A 16,991-nucleotide genomic window follows, 5' to 3' on the forward strand; every position below is an offset into this window, starting at 1 on the left:
TCTGATCCGCAGACAGTTTATATTATAACGCATTTCTTTTTATAAGTAAAGTGAATATTATTTATAGTTTTCATAAGTAAACCTTATATCATTCTTTTATTCCCTTATCTGACGTGGATTCCAGGACTTTATCTTCCTGTATCATCTCCATCAGCTTCTGGGCCGCGGAGGACAGAGTCGCATGGCTTCCCTGAACGATACAGATAAACCGCTCGGGGATCTTTTTCTGGATCTTCAATTCGAAGAGTTCGCCGCTCTCCAGAGCTTCCCTGGCAAAATCATAGACCACAGAAGCCACGCCCAGGTTCCGTCTGGCAAACTGGACGATCATATCACTGGTGGCAAGCTCGATCTCCGGATGGATCATTACCCCGCTCTCCTTCAGGAACTGATCCATATACCGTCTGGTGCTGGTGTTTTTCTCCAGACAGATCAGCGGCACCTCTGCCAGCTCACTCAAAGGAATGATCCGGTTCTTATACTCCCAGAATTTGTATCCCGCCACAAAGATATCCTGTATGGGGCGCACGGGATAAACATTCACTTCCTCATGGCCGGTCACAGGTGAGGTCACTACCCCGAAATCAATGCGCCCCTCCTGCATATACCGGAGTGTCTCCGGTGTCGGTCCGTTGGTGACGGTGATCTTGATCTTCGGATAAGCCTCATGAAATTTCTGAAGATAAGGCAGAAGGAAAAAGCGAAGGGTCATATCGCTGGCTCCGATCCGGAGCTCGCCACTTTCCAGCCCCTTCATTTCCCGGAGCTTTTTCTCCCCACGCAGGATCGTTTCATAGCCATTCTGTACATAAGAATAAAGGATCTCCCCTGCCGGAGTCAGGCGCACGCCTTTTCCAGTCCGCACAAACAGAGGGATCCCCACGGCAGATTCCAGAGCCTTGATGGCCTGGCTCACAGCAGGCTGGCTGACGGAAAGCTCCGCCGCCGCTGCCGTGACGCTGCCCTGCCTGGCAACGTAATAAAAAATTTTATAATATTCCAGATTGATATTCAAAGAACACCTCAACTCCTGCAAAGATCAGAGCTCCGCGGCCTGTGCCGGGAGCTCCAAAAATCCGGAACAGCCGAAACTGCTATCATCAGACATTGATTTCTGCTTTGACTCCAAGGATTTCTTTGTTTGCCTCAAGGATCGGATCCACAACATTTTTCAGGAAATTGTCCACCTGAAGCGGAGCACGGCCTACGTATTTCGCCGGATCCATCGTCTTCTTGAGATCCTCCAGGCTTAAATTAAAGGCCGGATCTGCTGCAATCAGCTCCAGAAGGTTATTCTCTTTTCCTTCTACTTTTACGGTACGTCCTGCTTCCATGGAAAGCTCACGGATCCGCTCATGAAGTTCCTGACGGTCGCCGCCTGCTTTTACGGCATCCATCATAATGTTCTCCGTAGCCATAAACGGAAGCTCACTCATGAGACGCTTCTCGATGACCTTCGGATATACCACCAGTCCGTCTACGACGTTCAGGCAGAGATCCAGGATACCGTCGATAGCCAGGAAGCCTTCCGGAACAGAGAGACGCTTGTTGGCAGAGTCATCCAGGGTACGCTCAAACCACTGGGTTGCGGAGGTGATCGCCGGATTCAGGGCATCTACCATCACATAACGGGACAGGGAAGCAATACGCTCACTTCTCATCGGATTTCTCTTGTATGCCATAGCGGAAGAACCGATCTGTGTTTTCTCAAAGGGCTCCTCTACCTCTTTCAGGTGCTGAAGGAGACGGATATCGTTGGAAAACTTATGCGCGCTGGCTGCAATGCCTGCCAGAACATTCAGCACACGGGTGTCCACTTTTCTGGAATAGGTCTGACCGGATACGGGATAAGCCGCTTTGAAGCCCATTTTTTCAGCGATCATGGGATCGATCTTATCAATGGTCTCCTGATCTCCGTCGAAAAGCTCCAGAAAGCTTGCCTGGGTTCCTGTGGTTCCCTTAGAGCCGAGAAGCTTCAGGGTGCCTGCCACATATTCCAGATCCTCCAGATCCATCAGAAACTCCTGCATCCAGAGAGTTGCCCTCTTTCCTACCGTCGTCGGCTGAGCCGGCTGGAAATGGGTGAATGCCAGTGTCGGCTGGTTTTTATATGTATCAGCAAAGTTACGGAGCTCGGCGATGACGTTAATGAGTTTTTTACGCACCAGCTTCAGGGCCTCGTTCATCACGATAATGTCAGTATTATCGCCTACATAACAGGAAGTAGCTCCCAGGTGGATGATTCCTTTTGCCTTCGGGCACTGTACGCCATATGCATATACATGGGACATGACATCGTGGCGGACGATCTTTTCCCGTTCTTTCGCCACTTCATAATTGATATCCTCCGCATGGCTTTTCAGTTCCTCGATCTGTTCGTCGGTGATGGGAAGTCCCAGCTCCTTCTCTGTCTCTGCCAGTGCGATCCAGAGCCTTCTCCAGGTGCGGAATTTCATATCCGGCGAAAAAATGTACTGCATCTCCTTACTTGCGTAACGCTCGGATAACGGGCTCACGTATTTGTCGGTACCACTCATCTTTTCCAGTCTCCTTTTCTTATCTTTTTTCACTTGAAGAAAGGGGCTGATGTTTCACAGCCCCTGTCCGATTCCTCTTGATTATAGCTCAAAGTATTTTTAAAAGCAAGAGTAACTATTCTTCATTATATTTTCCCAGAAATTCCTGCATTCTCCGGTTGTCTGAATGGAATACTTCTTCCGGGCTTCCTTCCTCCACAATGACGCCTTTTTCCATAAAGATCACATGATTTGCCACATTTTTTGCAAAATTCATCTCATGGGTGACAATGACCATCGTCATATGCTCTGCTGCCAGATCCCGGATGACCTTCAGGATCTCACCGGTCAGCTCCGGATCCAGTGCGGAAGTCGGCTCATCGAAAAAAAGGACCTGCGGATTCAATGCCAGTGCCCGTGCAATGGAGACTCGCTGCTGCTGACCGCCGGAAAGCTGGCAGGGATAATATGCCTCTTTATCGGAAAGTCCCATCTTCTTTAAAAGCTCTCTGCCGATGCGGTAAGCCTCTTCCTTTGATTTCTTCTGGACATGGATCAGCGGATCCGTCACATTCCTGAGCACACTGTAATGCGGAAAAAGATTGAAATTCTGAAAAACCAGACCAAACTTTTTCCGGATCTCCTTCAGTTCTGCCGGTTTTGCATAAACGGACCGGCCCGAAGCATCCATGGAGACTGCCTTTTCTCCCAGATAACTCAATTCTCCGCCATCCATGGTCTCCAGAAGCGTCGCACACCTTAAAAGTGTGGATTTTCCGGAACCGGAAGGACCGATGATAGCCAGCACCTCTCCTTTTTTTACCGTCAGGGAGATGTCTTTGAGCACCTCCAGATTTCCGAAGGATTTTTTGATATGATTGATTTCCAGATAATTCATGATTTTATCTCTCCTTAACGGTAGTAATCGAGTTTCTTTTCCAGCTTTTCCATGACCACGGCTACAATGAGGTTGAACACATAGTAGAAAACAGCTGCCACCACAAAAGGCATGAAGGTGGTCTTGGAAGCGGCGATCTGTTTTGCGATGGTAAACATCTCCATATAAGCCACGGCAAAGGCAAGGGACGTATCCTTTACCAGCGTGATGACTTCATTGGTAACGCTCGGCAGGATCCGTTTCACCACCTGCGGAAAGATGATCCGGAAAAAAGTCTGGCTCCGGCTGTAACCAAGAAGCTTCGCCGCCTCATACTGGCCAACGGGCATGGACTCGATACCGGAACGGTAGATCTCCGCAAAGTAAGCGGCATAATTCAGGGAGAACGACAGGATAATGGCAATAAAACGCCAGTTTCCTCCGATATTCATCCGGAACAGGTAGTAAGGTCCGAAGTAAAACACCATGAGCTGAAGCATCAGCGGCGTCCCTCTCATGACAGAAATATACAGTTTAAACAGGTTTTTCAGCACCGGATTCTTCACCATCCGTCCAAAAGAAACCAGGAGTCCCAGCGGCAGAGAAAAGATCAGCGTCAGGAAAAAAATACCGATGGTCCGCACCATTCCTCCGGAAAGCTGCGACAAGATCTGTGGTAAGCTCATAAATAACATCCTCCGTATGAAACGTCTGTAGCCCCCGGAAGCACCGTCGTCTCCCGGGGGCTGTAAAAAATGATCGTTTTGATAACTGTTCCGCGTCAGATGTTATTCTGCTGCACTCTCTGTTTCGCTCTCAGCCATCTCTGTTTCTGCTGCTGTTTCGCTTTCTGCCTCAGAGGAAGCTGCCTCAGAGGAAGCTTCCTCACTGTCATCATTTCCCAGGCAGACCATATCGGTAAGCTCGTATTTTTCTGCCAGCTTGTCAAAGGTGCCGTCTGCAAGGAGTTTATCCAGATCGGCATTGACGGTATCACAGAGCTCTGTGTTTCCTTTCTTGAAGCCGATCGCATATTTTTCAGAATTGAGGTGTTCCTCCAGGATCTCGTAATCCTCTCCGTTATCCCGGTTCTCGATCTGATACTTGGCTACTCCGATATCCATGGCGATGGCATCCACAGCGCCTGCCTGAAGCTCTACAAACGCACTGTTGTAGTCTGCAAACTCCTGAAGCCCTGCAAAAGTATCTGCCAGAGCCTTCTGCTGCTCCTCATCCTGCAGAACCTGCAGTGCCGCACTGGCAGCCTGGACGCCTACTGTCTTTCCGGCAAGATCCGAAAGAGCGCTGATGCCGGCATCCTTCTTTACCACGATCACCTGACTGTTATCCACATAAGGTTTGGACCAGGTGTAATCCTCTTCTCTTCCGGTCATGGTGAAACCGTTCCAGATACAGTCGATCGAACCGGAATCCAGCTCCATATCTTTAGAATCCCAGTTGATCGGTGTCTTCACCAGCTCCCAGCCTTCCAGGTCGCAGACTGCCTGTGCCAGCTCCAGATCAAAACCGGTATACTCTCCGTCATCACCCATATAACCGTATGGCGGGTACTCTGCATCAAAACCAACGGTAAATGTTTTCGCCTCATCATCTGCAAAAGCTGCCATTCCCGTAAGAGATGCCGCCATCATTCCACAAAGTACTGCACAGATCACTTTCTTTCTCATAACAGATATCCTCCTTTATCGGCAGGCGGTTTTCTTTTTCCTCATAACCGTTCATAACAACAGACCACCGTGCTGCATTCGCAGTTTTTGTCTGAAACCATGTTCTGAACTGGTATTAATATTTTATCAATTGACCACTCTACCTCGCTAAATTAACCTGCCGTTATACTATCATACAGGAACTTCTCTGTCAACCCCTAAATCCCGCATCCTCCCAAGACAAAACGGACCGCCGCATATTCCTTCATGCGGCAGCCCTTCTTTCTCAGGATGCACAGGTACTCTTGTGATAAGCCAGTTTTTCTTCTTCCAGAAAGGTCTGAACCGCCTTCCATCGCTCTTTTTCATCCGTTTCCGGTTCCTCCGGAAGTGCCCGGCATTCCTTGAGCCAGGCCTCAATCTTCTCTCTCTGGACCTTTGGTACCTTCAGCTCATCCAGGCGTTTTTCGTAATCCTCCCTGGAAAGGAACAGGGAGATCGTTGCCAGATATCTCCGGTAGATCTCGTTGGAACGAACGGTCTCATAGGATTTCCAAAGACAGTCTGCCGCTTCTTCAAAGAGAAAAAGTCTCGCGTAGGCAGAGGCCAGATTGGCATAAACCGCCGCATAGAACTGCACGCCCATTTTTCCCGGATTCCGGTTTTTCAGAAGGGTGGCATATTCCTGAATGGCGTTATTATACATCCGGTACTCCACCAGATAGTCCGCCTTCATTTTCCGTCTGAGATCCTCCGGCTGAATCTCAATGGTCCGGATCTTCTCCTGAAGCTCCCGGAACTCGTCATGGGAAAGATAACCGATTTCTTTGAAAATCGGGAGAATAAAGTTTCCGATGGTTTCCCCGTTTTCCAGCTGCTCATAGAGCTTCCGGTAAAGGCGGACAAGCCCCAGCTCATCCCGGATCCAGTCCAGAAGCTTCTCATTGATGATGGTCTGATCCAGAAGATAGATATTTTTTTCCAGATAAAAACAAAGCTCCTCTATGGTAAAAATATTCGTGCTGATGCTCTCGATGAAATAAGGATGTCTGGCCTTTTTCACCTGGCAAAGATGGTAGCCGCTCATACTTCACTCTCCTTTCCCGGCGTCTTTTCCGCCGCAAAGGTAATGACTGCTTCCCAGTGTTTGCCGGAAGACGGATAAAGACTTCCAAGGCCAAGATCCGTCACCCGGACACGGCATTTCCGTTTTCCGATGAAGGAAAGCGACAGATGAAGCCTGGTCGCCCGGTTCGGCCGGTCAGGGAGCCCTGGAAGCCGTACCGTATGAGAAAGCTCTTCTCCTTCCATGCTCTTGGAATACAGGATCACCTCACCGGTATCATCCAGGACAAACTCACATTCCGCCCGTGCCATATACCAGTTGACTCCGGCACTGATCATGGGGTAAAACTCCCGGTGCCCGCGGATGATCATCTGCATGCCCATGTTCTGCTCAATCATATCCGGTCCGGCGTAGAGATAATCGCCTACCCGGCTCATGCGGGCATATTCCATAGCGGCATAGCAGGCTCCCTTGGTATAAAGGTTCTGACCCATAAAAACCTTCCGCCTGTTGCAGAGAAATGCCAGCGAGTTTCCCATCCAGCTCTTATCAAATTCTTCACCCACAAGATAAACACTGGAAAACGTCCGTTTTCCGAACATTTTTTTTGCAAGCTCCAGAAATTTTTCATCCTTGACCTCCAGCCAGAGCTTCTCCGGTCGTCCTTCTCTTGCCATCTCATCCAGATAAACCATACCCTTTTCATCGATGGAAACGAGTGCCGGACGGGTCTTCCTGTCCACAGAAAGCTCAAAAGCCGTCACTTTTCCCTTTTCACAGGAAAAAAGTGCCACCTGGTAAGTCCAGAGATCTTTCCTCTGGTTCATCATATACCAGTAAAAGCTCTCCCGGTAATCCTGAAGAAACACATGATCTCCCGGAATGCCAAGACGTTCAAAAGCGGCGCGGATCCCGTCTGCCCAGGTACCGTTCATTTTCTTCATCGTTACCACCGCAAGAATGGAATCCGGTTTTCCGGCAGTGGCAAGAAGTTCCAGACACTGACCGAAAAAGTCCGCCAGCAGAGCCACGCCCTCCTCGAAATGCTGTTCCATGGTCGAAAACAGTTCTGCCGGCGTGGTGATCTGATAATTTTCCTCTCCCGGCACTACGCTCACGGTTCTCGGAGCGGAATTCTGCCGGTTATAAAAGGTAAGCTGAGAATTCACCGGCCCCAGATCGATTCCCAGCGCCAATTCATTGATTTCACTGATCATTTATTTTTCTTCTCCTCACATCAGCCTGAAAATATGGTCCGCCAAAGCTTCCTGCTCCTTAAACTGAAGAATGGCAAATTCCGCATCCTCCAGATTCTGTTCCAGGAAAGCCTTGGACATCTGGTTCAGAAGATCGTAACGGCTGCTGCGGGAAAGATTGATATCCTGATAGTTCTTTTCCTGCATTTCACTCTCTTTTGTCTTCTGATCCCACTCCTCCATGACCTGATATTTCAGATGATCTCCGTAAAACAGGGTAAATTCTTTCACAAAAATCCCTTCATAGACCCGTGTCATAGGCTCTGTGATCACACGGCCGCCCTTATCCTTGCCATCGGTGATCTGATAACGGATATTGACCAGAGCGCCCGGATTGGCACGGTACTCTACAAACGTCTTGTCATAAAGCTGGCAGGCTCTCTGATCTTCTGCCGGGAAATCTTTAAAAAACGCCATCCTCACTCCCCGGTTGGTAAAGCTCTGAAGAAGCTCTCTTGAAAGCTCCCGCCGCTTCTCTCCCGGCTCCTTCAAAGAGCCATAGAACCGCAAAAGAGCCAGCAGGCAGACATCCTCTTTATTCTTGCCCTTCACATATCCGCGCTCTATATAACGGAATACCGGCTCTTTCACCGGCAGATCCTTCACCAGATAATCATAGGCCCGGTACATGACATAAGCCTGAAGGAGCATTTTCCGTCCCAGTGCCTTCCGGTAGGAATCAAAGATCTCCTCCGTATGTTCCGCCCCGCTCCTGGTAAACATCACCATGATAAGGATTTTTTCTTCCAGAACGAAAGTATCCGCTTCAAAATCCTTTCCAGCCAGCCAGAGTTCTTTCATACTCTCCACCGGTCCGTCATAATAACGGAGCAGATAAGCAAGGATCACTTCATCATATTTCTCATGGACAAAACAGTAATGGCAGAGCGCCAGAAGCATCTCGTCCTCTCCGTACTCCATGGTCAGCACCATCCGGTGACAGAGGCTCACCAGAGAAAGAAGGTTCAGCTTCTCCGGTCCGTAGATCCCCGCCAGCGAAAAAGCTTCCCGGCTCATTCCTTCAGAGATCAGAAGCTCTGTCAGCCGGCAGCGGTCCGTTTCAGCAAAGGGGATCAGATCAATCTCATGAAGAAACTCATAAAGGCTGTCTTCTCCCGGATTCTGATCATAAAAATCCAGAAGTTCCTGCCGGAGTTTCCGCCTGTAAGCATCCCTGATCTCTTCCAGTTCCAGAAGAGCCGCATATTTGGGCACAGTTTCCTGATCCGGCTTTCCACTGCTGCAGATATTCAGAAGAAGCCCTGCACTGTCAGGCGCCAGCTTCAGACAGTATTCCCGGAAACGGAGATCCGTCAGCATATTTTTCACCGTATAAGGAACGGAAGCTTCATACCGGTTTCCTTCCCCGTCCTCCAGAAAGATCCTGTGGTTCTCCGTATAGATCTGAACATTGGCTCGGCCGTTTTTCAATGGGCATTTTTCCTCTTTTTTCAGTTCCTCATGATAGACCAGAACATAGCGGATCGAAGGATCCTCCACCCGGATCTGACAGGTAAAGAGAAGTCTGGAGAGATTCTCTGCCATTCTTCTGTTTAAAAGAGATTCACTGATGAACATTTCATAAAGAAAAGCCAGATCTTCATTGATATGACCGAGCATCAGCTCATCCACCATAAATTTTTCCATGGCAGGGCGATAGCTCTGGTACGCCTTGGGATCCTTGTCCTTGTTTCGGATCACATTGGCATAGACAAAAGCCTTTTTCCGGTAATCCAGTGTATTATTATAGGAAAAATACATGCGGATGATCTGTGGAAGCGGCTTCTCCATCGGTCCTTCCATGGACTCGATATAGTATTCGTAAAGTCCCGTGATCCGAAGATCCTGCTCCACGCCCCGCTCATACCAGACAAAACAGTCCTTGTCCTTTTTCCGGCCCTTGAGCAGAAGGCTTACAATCGCACGCAGAAGACTTTTGGTCGGGTTTTTCGCATAGATTTTTTTCAGCGTCTCCACAAGACCCTGATGATATTCCCGGTACCGGCCTGCCAGCTCTACGATCTGCATGATCAGCTCCGGGTTCAAAAGATCTTCCTTCACCATAAGGCGTAAGACACAGATCTCAAAATCCTCCAGACGCTTCAGAAGGAGCGGCGATTTCTGAAGGACCAGAGCCGCTTCCAGATACATGATCCGGCTCGCACAGCCATAAATATGCTGCTGACGGATAGCCTCCAGCTTCTGCCCCGGATGACGGAGATAATTCTCCCGGATATACAGCAGGAACCAGGTCAGCTTCCAGTTCTCCGGATTACGAAGGCTGAGTTCTCCCAGCTTCTCCTCCACATAGTCGATGTATTTCTTATCCTTATTATAAAAGGTGGTCAGATACAGAAAATATCCCTGCTGCTCCGGTGCGGTCAGATGATTGCGCTGCTGCTCCATCCGGTCCAGAAGGAGGCAGGCCTCCTCTTCTTTTCCCGCAGAAAACAGAAGATGGATATGGATCAGTTCCATCATCGTTCCTGTTCCGCCTGCCTTCGTATATTCATCCCAGGCCTTCAGCGAACGTTCCACCCAGGTCTCCGCCTGGATCCGTTTCAGCCGGAAATCCATATAGCATTCATAGAGTGCGGCAATCTCCTGATGCTGCCGCTTCAGATTTTCCTCCTGTTTCCGCAAGCTTCCGCCGTGGACCTTCACCTCAAAGGTCAGTTCTGTCCCGACTCCATGGATCCGGATCTTTCCAAAATTCCGCCCTGCGTGAAGCGCCTCCCGGTCGATGAGATAATTCAGGGTGTAGGTGCTCCCGATAAACTCATCGGTGGTGACCACCGGACGCTCTACCTTGAGAAAGTCCGCATCAGAAGTCACCTCCAGCTTGAAAAATCCCCAGTTGCTCTTCGTCAGAGTCAGACTCTCCCGAATGGTCTGGGGCATGGCGTCATAAGAAGCCTCCGTTTTATCCGCCTGGATCACCACAGGCTCCTTCAGGCCCGCCGAAACCAGAAACTCTTCCAGACTCCGGTAACTCATGGCACTGCCCTGAAAACCCTCATAGAGAAGCGCCAGCTCCGGTGCTTTTTCACGCAAAAACTCTGAAAATCCTTCCGATGCAAAAAAAACATATGCTTTCTGAAAATCCTTCTGGGCAAGAAAGACAAAGTCCGCCAGACTCTCGCAGGGTCTGACCGTTTCCTTCACTTCCGATGCCTCGATCTCCAGACGATATGGAATGGCATACTCGCCCAGACTGGAAGCCACCGTCAGTTTTCCTTCCAGCACATCTCCCTTTTCCATGCCTTTGGTATCGATCTCATACAGCACCTTCTCACTGATGGAAGAAAAAGCCGCCGGTTCAAAAGCGACTCTGGGACTCTCCGCATAGAGAAATCCCTTCACCTTCTTCTGAGCCGGATTCTCCAGCTGGAAGGTTCCCCGTACCGTCTTGCCTTCCCGGACCCTTGCCTCTATTTTATCCACGGATATCTGAAGTTTCGGCGTTTCATATTCAAAAATTCCGTTTAACAGCTGTTCGATTCTTCTCTTCAAAACTTTCACCTGCACTTTTTCATTGGCTTTTCGTTGCTACATACTCTTAGGAAGTATAACACTAACTCCGGTGGTTCCGCAAGGTTTGTTTTCCTTACAGAAAAAGAGAACAGGAAACAAAGACGGATCCTGTAAGGCCTTTCGTTCCGCCCTACAGGATCCGTCCATCACTTCACGATCCCATCATTCGATTTTTATTCCAGTACCATCTGCGGTGTCCGCTTGATCACACGCACCTTGGTGATCGGACCAAACTGTGCCGGAGCAGACTCTCTGATGTAACTGTCTTTTGTAAATACCTTTATTTCATCGCCTTCCCTCAAAGAAGCATAGCTGATCCTCTTTCCGTTCTGGTCATAAATCCTGGCATTCTTCAGACTGATCAGGAATTGTGATCTGGTGTATTTATTTGTGCTTCCCAGACGCGTATTTTTGCTTCCTATCAAAGACATCGACGTATCTTTTCCAACCAGCTCTTCGATCTTTAAATACGTATATATGGATGTGTTTTTTCCTGTCTTTTTATCAAAGGTATACCAGAAGGTATGACTTTTGGCCTTCGTAGAGATCCGCTTTCCGGTCTTGTCAAACTGATACAGGCTGCCGTTGATCTTATAAAAACAGTTCTTTAAAAGCTTCCCTCTGGAATTGTAATAATAATAAGCCCCGTTCTTCTTCACCCAGCAGCTCTTCAAAGTCTTCTTTGCTGCCTTTTCCGTTGCCTTCGGTGCAGCGGCCTGAACAGAGACTGCTTTCTCATGAAAGCCTGCACATAACAAAAAAACACCAAGTACGATTGCAAATCTTCTGATTTTTGATTTCATAACAAACACCTGCTTTCTCTTCTTTTTTCATCACTTGTTTTTATTCTTTTACCACTTATTATGTTCACCTCTTTCCAGTGGTGTGTCATGTTTCCATTTATAGATTCTTATAAAAATAAGAATATCAATTATTTTTCACATTGTCAAATATTTTTCAATTATTTTTTCTTACTATTTCCTTATGTTTTCCTAAAATAAAGTGTATGTTTTCCTATGTTTTCACGACTCTTCTTCCCCTCTCTTTCCAACTTTTTTATTTTATACTTATATTTATATAAATATATAATACCTTCCTTTCTTGTAATGTCAAGTGAATATCTGTTTTTTATGATACTTCTGATTTTTTTATAAACATTATGATATTTATCAATTTACGATATTTACTTTTTTCCTTTTTATATTATAATAATGTTGAAATCAAACCCCTTATCGTGCAGGCACGAGCAGTTTTTGACACTGGTAACAAGTAACTGTTCGGAACTGTTACACAATAGCAAAAAAGGAGATCCTATGAAATCATCAAAAAAAATCACGCGCAGTGAGGAAGAAGTTCTGACCACTCTCTGGAACGCCGGAGTGCCTCTCAGTTCCTCACAAATTGTTAATGCTGCTGAAAATTGCAGTTGGAAACCAAGCTACACCCATTTACTTCTCAATTCTCTTCTGAAAAAAGAATTGATCCGGGTTGCTGGATTTCAGCAATCTGCCACCAATTATGCCCGTGTGTTCGAACCCACGATCACTCAGGAAGAATACACTTCTTTTCTGCTAAGCAGACAGAAACCTACTTCGTCCACACTGACCAGTATCTTTGCCACTCTGATCAGTCAGGAAACAGATCCCTCTACGATTGATGAACTGGAGCTTTTGCTGGAGAAAAGGAAAAAAGAACTGGAAGAAAAAGCGAAAAAATAAGTTTTACGACGGTTATTATTGTTAGAGGAGATTACACTTGATATGATAACTTTTTATTCTTTTTGCTGGTCTGTGATTATAAGCAGTATTTTTGTACTTGCACTATACTTTCTCAGGAAAAAAACATTCTTTATTCTCAACTTTGGTGTTCCTATCCTGCTGTTGCTTTTTATATTTTCTCTTGTACGAATTCTGATTCCGTTTGAATTTTCCTGGCAAAAAATAATCAATGATCAGTACATTTATGCTGTTCTTATGTATCCATATGTCTGGGCAGAAAAATATCACCATTTCTTATTTTCTGTTGTTATAGGTATTTGGATCATTGGAAGCTGTTTCTTTTTCTATCGCTTTTTCAAGAAAACTTCTTCTTCCTATGCTTATCTGAAGAAAATTGATAAACAGGCTTCTGATCGCATAACAACAATTCTTTCCAGAATAGATGCAAAAAGCAAGCTTTCTGTTTATGAATCCTCTACCATTGAAACACCCTTTTTGGCTGGTCTTTTTCGACCGGTAATTTATATTCCGGCCTATGAATACACTGAGGAACAGCTCTATTACATTTTGCTTCATGAGTATACGCATTACAAAAACAAAGATCTTTGGGTAAAGCTCCTATGCAATCTTTTCTGTATCGTTTTCTGGTGGGATCCGATTGTCTACCTGTTGCCTAAAGATTTAAACGCCATTCTGGAACTGAAATGTGACGCAACTCTTGCAAAGAAATTGACCGAAGAAGAACAGTTTTCTTATTTAGACACAATTTTATTTACCTTGCATTGTATAAAAAATAGTAACAAAATATATACCGACAAACTTCCATTCACGACTGCATTTGTTCGCCCCATTGATGACCTGAACAAACAACGATTTCAATCTTTGACAAAGAGTATCCAAAAGACCAACTGGATTTCTTTTTGCAGCAAATTTGCAGTTGTTTGTCTGTTATTCCTTGCATTTCTTTCATCTTATTATTTTATATTACAGCCTTCCTATGAGACTCCTGAAAATGAATTATGGGAGGAAGGTGTAGATGCTATTTTTGACCCCAGTAATTCTTATCTTGTACCTAATGAAACTAGCGATTACAATCTTTATTATAACAACGAATTCGTGGGAGTTATTTCTTCCAAAGATATTCAGTCAGGATTTTGTGATATTCCTATAAGAAAGAAGGAGAAAAAATAAAAATATGAACTTCAAATTTATAAGAAACTTTTTTCGTTTTTGCACTACTTTTTCTTGTTTCAATCTCAAATAGTTTTTCTTTCATATGTAACGCATCTGAAATCGTTATGCCCTATGCAGATGTCTATGTTTATAAATACCGACGCAAAAATGGTATTCTTCAAAAACGTCTTTGGAATTCCTCAAAAAAGCTTTGGGCCGAACCCTACTGGCATGACGCATAATTTGCTTTCTCTTTTTATGCAAACAGGCAGGAGCATTTACCTCTCCTGCCTGTTTCACTACTTTTCCGCTTTTTGTTTTTCATTTTTTTCACAACCAGCCCCGCGTGCATACACCCTCCGGATTTCCTGTGGAAGCGGAGCAGAAATTCTTGGCCTGCCGGGAACTGCGTTATGAGCAAAAATCCATTGTCTGAGCGAAGCGAGTTATGGATTTTTGTGAATGATCTTAGCAGTTTCCGGCAGGCCTTAGAATTTCGCTCTGCTGCAACGGAAAGCCCGGGAGGGTGTATGCGCGCGGGGCGTCCACGAGAACCAAACCATTTTATTCCCTGCTTCTGGTTTGAATCTTCTGCTTTCCTATTCCTCTACATTATTGATTGGAACTTTAACAAATTTGCTGTACTCATTTTTCCCCTGTAAAGTTCTCATATATCCACAGATATAGTATTCATGATACCCCTGGTATTTCCCGTCCATCTTTCCACTATTCATTTTTTTAATAAACGTGCTGTTTCCGGTGCCTTTTATTGTTTTTACTTTACTCATTTTTCCTGAAGGAAACGATTTCAGATAAATACAATATCCGTCCGCATTTTCCATAGACTTCCAGGAAATTTTTTCTGTATAAACTCTTTTTACGGTCTTTTTCTGCGGCACGATTTTATAATTCCACTCACTCTTCAGAATAACCGGCCTGCTCTTCTTAAACTTTTTCAGTTCTCTTTTTTCTGCCTTTTCCGCAATGCGATAAATATGATTCATATAATTTCTTATTTCCGGAGCTGTCATTTTATCAAACTTCTTGCTATATTCATCCAGAATAAGATTTTCCGAAACATGATCTGCCAAAACAGGCATAGAATGTCCCGTAAGCATTGCCATACACAACAAACCTATAAAAAGTTTCTTTCTTCGCATACAAATTTCTCCCTTCGTATGTTATTATATTTTCGCTCATAGTGTCTTATAATAATATAAATATCATATATTCTTCATTCTGTCAAATCTATTTTTGTTATTTCTCTTCTTATGCAAACAGGCAGAAGCCCGCAAACTTCTGCCTGTTTCTCATTCCCCTTGTCACAACTACCTTCAAAAATTGCTTCCGTCTCCAAGACCAGCCCAGCCTGCTATTTCCCGTCGGGCTTCATGTGGAAGCAGGCCTTAGTATTTCGCTCTGCTGCAACTGAAAGCCCAGAGGGAAATAGCAGGCGGGGCGTCCTCTCATCTGATAATCGCCATCTCAAGACAGATTCTCATGTCACTCCTCATCCTTCGCCCAATGCAGCGCATACTTCACAGCCTTATTCCATCCCTTCAGCTTTCTCTCCCGCTCTTCTGCCGTGATCTCCGGCACAAATGTCCGGTCAATCGCCCAGTTCTTCCGGATCTCCTCCTGATCCTTCCAGTAACCTACTGCAAGCCCGGCAAGATAAGCAGCTCCCATGGCAGTCGTCTCCACACACTTCGGCCGGTTCACCGGTGCATCAATAATATCCGCCTGACACTGCATGAGGAAATTGTTGGCACTGGCTCCGCCATCCACCTTCAGCTCACTTAAGGAAATACCGGAATCCGCCCGCATGGCTGCCAAAACATCATGCACCTGATAAGCGATCGACTCCAGCGTAGCCCTGGTAATGTGGTACTTATTCACGCCCCGCGTGATCCCGACAATGGTGCCTCTGGCATACTGATCCCAGTGCGGAGCCCCGAGACCGGTAAACGCAGGAACCACATAACAGCCATGCGTATCCTTCACCTTCCGTGCCAGATACTCCGAATCCTCAGCCGAATCGATCAGCCGCATCTCATCCCGGAGCCACTGGATCGCTGCTCCGGCCACAAAAATCGACCCCTCCAGCGCATAATTCACCTTTCCGTCAATGCCCCAGGCAATGGTCGTAACCAGACCATTACTGGAAAATACCGGCTTCTCTCCCGTATTCATCAAAAGGAAACAACCGGTGCCGTATGTATTCTTGGCATCTCCTGCCTGAAAACAAGTCTGACCGAAAAGAGCCGCCTGCTGGTCTCCTGCCGCTCCGCCGATGGGAATCGGCCCGCCAAAAAACTCCGGTGCCGTCTCTCCGTAAACACAGCTTGACGGCTTCACCTCCGGCAGCATACAGACCGGAATATCCAGTTCCCTTAAAATATCCTCATCCCAGGTCAGCGTATTCAGATTAAAAAGCATCGTTCGCGACGCATTCGAATAATCCGTCACATGGATCTGCCCCCTGGTCAGCTTATAAATAAGCCAGGTTTCCACGGTTCCAAAAAGAAGCTCTCCCCTCTCGGCCCGTTCCCGCACGCCCGGGACCTCATCCAAAATCCATTTCAGCTTTGTGGCTGAAAAATAAGCATCAATCACCAGACCGGTCTTCTCTCGAAAACGCTCCGTCAGTCCCTTTTCCATCAGAGAATCACAATACTTGGATGTTCTCCGGCACTGCCAGACAATGGCATGATACACCGGCTCTCCGGTATTCTTATCCCAGACGATCGTCGTTTCCCTCTGGTTTGTGATACCGATGGCTGCGATATCTGCCGCCTCTGCTCCCGCCTTCTGCATCGCCTCCACAGCTACGCCGAGCATCGTGGACCAGATTTCCCCCGCATCGTGCTCCACCCAGCCAGGCTTTGGAAAATACTGGGTAAATTCCTTCTGAGCTACGCTCACCATCGTTCCTTCCCTGTCAAATAAAATACAGCGGTTGCTGGTCGTCCCCGCATCCAATGCCATTACATATTTCCCCATGCTCTGTCTCCTCCTTCGTTGCATATGGGCAGCCGTTCCATAGATCACGAACACTGCACACATCTCTTTACGACCAGTGTAACGCGGCAAAACTTATCTGTCAACGATGGTTTTTACCTCGCCTCTCTTGACAAATGACAGCTGATTCTTTAGGATAAAAATAAAAACAATTGGAGGTATA

At 46.5% G+C, this 16,991-nt stretch carries 14 protein-coding genes; 3 read left to right on the forward strand and 11 right to left on the reverse strand.

Annotated elements, in window-relative coordinates; all coding sequences use genetic code 11:
- Nucleotides 1-88 precede the first annotated feature (88 nt).
- The 9 genes from DXA57_RS00485 to DXA57_RS00525 form a co-directional block, all read right to left on the reverse strand.
- Complete coding sequence (locus tag DXA57_RS00485; RefSeq protein WP_117763973.1) at nt 89-1,015, reverse strand: LysR family transcriptional regulator; 927 nt, start codon at nt 1,013-1,015, stop codon at nt 89-91.
- An 85-nt stretch (nt 1,016-1,100) separates the two neighbouring features.
- The gene (gene purB / locus DXA57_RS00490; RefSeq protein ID WP_117763974.1) at nt 1,101-2,537 is read right to left on the reverse strand and encodes an adenylosuccinate lyase; all 1,437 of its coding nucleotides are present in this window, start codon (nt 2,535-2,537) and stop codon (nt 1,101-1,103) included.
- A 115-nt stretch (nt 2,538-2,652) separates the two neighbouring features.
- A complete protein-coding gene (locus DXA57_RS00495) occupies nt 2,653-3,414 on the reverse strand; it encodes an amino acid ABC transporter ATP-binding protein (protein ID WP_117763975.1) in 762 nt (253 codons plus the stop codon).
- Between the two features lie 14 nt (nt 3,415-3,428).
- A complete protein-coding gene (locus tag DXA57_RS00500) occupies nt 3,429-4,079 on the reverse strand; it encodes an amino acid ABC transporter permease (RefSeq protein WP_117763976.1) in 651 nt (216 codons plus the stop codon).
- Between the two features lie 102 nt (nt 4,080-4,181).
- On the reverse strand, nt 4,182-5,045 hold the full coding sequence (locus tag DXA57_RS00505; protein WP_334294758.1) for an amino acid ABC transporter substrate-binding protein: 864 nt from the start codon (nt 5,043-5,045) through the stop codon (nt 4,182-4,184).
- 301 nt (nt 5,046-5,346) lie between these two features.
- A complete protein-coding gene (locus DXA57_RS00510) occupies nt 5,347-6,147 on the reverse strand; it encodes a hypothetical protein (protein ID WP_117763978.1) in 801 nt (266 codons plus the stop codon).
- On the reverse strand, nt 6,144-7,343 hold the full coding sequence (locus DXA57_RS00515) for a DUF5716 family protein (RefSeq protein WP_117763979.1): 1,200 nt from the start codon (nt 7,341-7,343) through the stop codon (nt 6,144-6,146). Before DXA57_RS00515 ends, DXA57_RS00510 begins: the two co-directional genes overlap by 4 nt.
- 15 nt (nt 7,344-7,358) lie before the next feature.
- Entirely contained in the window at nt 7,359-10,895 is a 3,537-nt protein-coding gene (locus DXA57_RS00520) for a DUF5717 family protein (protein ID WP_117763980.1), read from the reverse strand.
- A 194-nt stretch (nt 10,896-11,089) separates the two neighbouring features.
- A complete protein-coding gene (locus DXA57_RS00525) occupies nt 11,090-11,719 on the reverse strand; it encodes a hypothetical protein (RefSeq protein WP_117763981.1) in 630 nt (209 codons plus the stop codon).
- Between the two features lie 510 nt (nt 11,720-12,229).
- On the opposite strand from DXA57_RS00525, the gene DXA57_RS00530 reads away from it, so the two are divergent.
- The 3 genes from DXA57_RS00530 (at nt 12,230) to DXA57_RS17100 (ending at nt 14,224) form a co-directional block, all read left to right on the forward strand.
- The gene (locus tag DXA57_RS00530) at nt 12,230-12,634 is read left to right on the forward strand and encodes a BlaI/MecI/CopY family transcriptional regulator (protein ID WP_158571199.1); all 405 of its coding nucleotides are present in this window, start codon (nt 12,230-12,232) and stop codon (nt 12,632-12,634) included.
- Nucleotides 12,635-12,676: 42 nt separating this feature from the next.
- A complete protein-coding gene (locus DXA57_RS00535) occupies nt 12,677-13,825 on the forward strand; it encodes a M56 family metallopeptidase (protein WP_117763983.1) in 1,149 nt (382 codons plus the stop codon).
- A 126-nt stretch (nt 13,826-13,951) separates the two neighbouring features.
- A complete protein-coding gene (locus DXA57_RS17100) occupies nt 13,952-14,224 on the forward strand; it encodes a hypothetical protein (protein WP_147345641.1) in 273 nt (90 codons plus the stop codon).
- A 182-nt stretch (nt 14,225-14,406) separates the two neighbouring features.
- On the opposite strand, the gene DXA57_RS00540 is transcribed toward DXA57_RS17100, so the two are convergent.
- On the reverse strand, nt 14,407-14,967 hold the full coding sequence (locus DXA57_RS00540; RefSeq protein ID WP_117763984.1) for a hypothetical protein: 561 nt from the start codon (nt 14,965-14,967) through the stop codon (nt 14,407-14,409).
- A 343-nt stretch (nt 14,968-15,310) separates the two neighbouring features.
- Nucleotides 15,311-16,810, reverse strand: coding sequence for a glycerol kinase GlpK (glpK, locus tag DXA57_RS00545; protein ID WP_117763985.1), 1,500 nt, complete (start codon nt 16,808-16,810; stop codon nt 15,311-15,313).
- Nucleotides 16,811-16,991: the final 181 nt, after the last annotated feature.

The sequence above is a fragment of the Blautia sp. OF03-15BH genome, assembly GCF_003463065.1.
GTDB lineage: Bacteria > Bacillota > Clostridia > Lachnospirales > Lachnospiraceae > Limivivens.

Coding starts and splice junctions, on each gene's coding strand:
- DXA57_RS00505 (WP_334294758.1), bottom strand. CDS start 5,045: ATGATGGCGGCATCTCTTACGGGAATGGCAGCTTTTGCAGATGATGAG.
- DXA57_RS17100 (WP_147345641.1), top strand. CDS start 13,952: ATGTTTATAAATACCGACGCAAAAATGGTATTCTTCAAAAACGTCTTT.
- DXA57_RS00540 (WP_117763984.1), bottom strand. CDS start 14,967: ATGCGAAGAAAGAAACTTTTTATAGGTTTGTTGTGTATGGCAATGCTT.
- DXA57_RS00530 (WP_158571199.1), top strand. CDS start 12,230: ATGAAATCATCAAAAAAAATCACGCGCAGTGAGGAAGAAGTTCTGACC.
- DXA57_RS00500 (WP_117763976.1), bottom strand. CDS start 4,079: ATGAGCTTACCACAGATCTTGTCGCAGCTTTCCGGAGGAATGGTGCGG.
- DXA57_RS00535 (WP_117763983.1), top strand. CDS start 12,677: ATGATAACTTTTTATTCTTTTTGCTGGTCTGTGATTATAAGCAGTATT.
- glpK (WP_117763985.1), bottom strand. CDS start 16,810: ATGGGGAAATATGTAATGGCATTGGATGCGGGGACGACCAGCAACCGC.
- DXA57_RS00495 (WP_117763975.1), bottom strand. CDS start 3,414: ATGAATTATCTGGAAATCAATCATATCAAAAAATCCTTCGGAAATCTG.
- DXA57_RS00515 (WP_117763979.1), bottom strand. CDS start 7,343: ATGATCAGTGAAATCAATGAATTGGCGCTGGGAATCGATCTGGGGCCG.
- DXA57_RS00510 (WP_117763978.1), bottom strand. CDS start 6,147: ATGAGCGGCTACCATCTTTGCCAGGTGAAAAAGGCCAGACATCCTTAT.
- purB (WP_117763974.1), bottom strand. CDS start 2,537: ATGAGTGGTACCGACAAATACGTGAGCCCGTTATCCGAGCGTTACGCA.
- DXA57_RS00525 (WP_117763981.1), bottom strand. CDS start 11,719: ATGAAATCAAAAATCAGAAGATTTGCAATCGTACTTGGTGTTTTTTTG.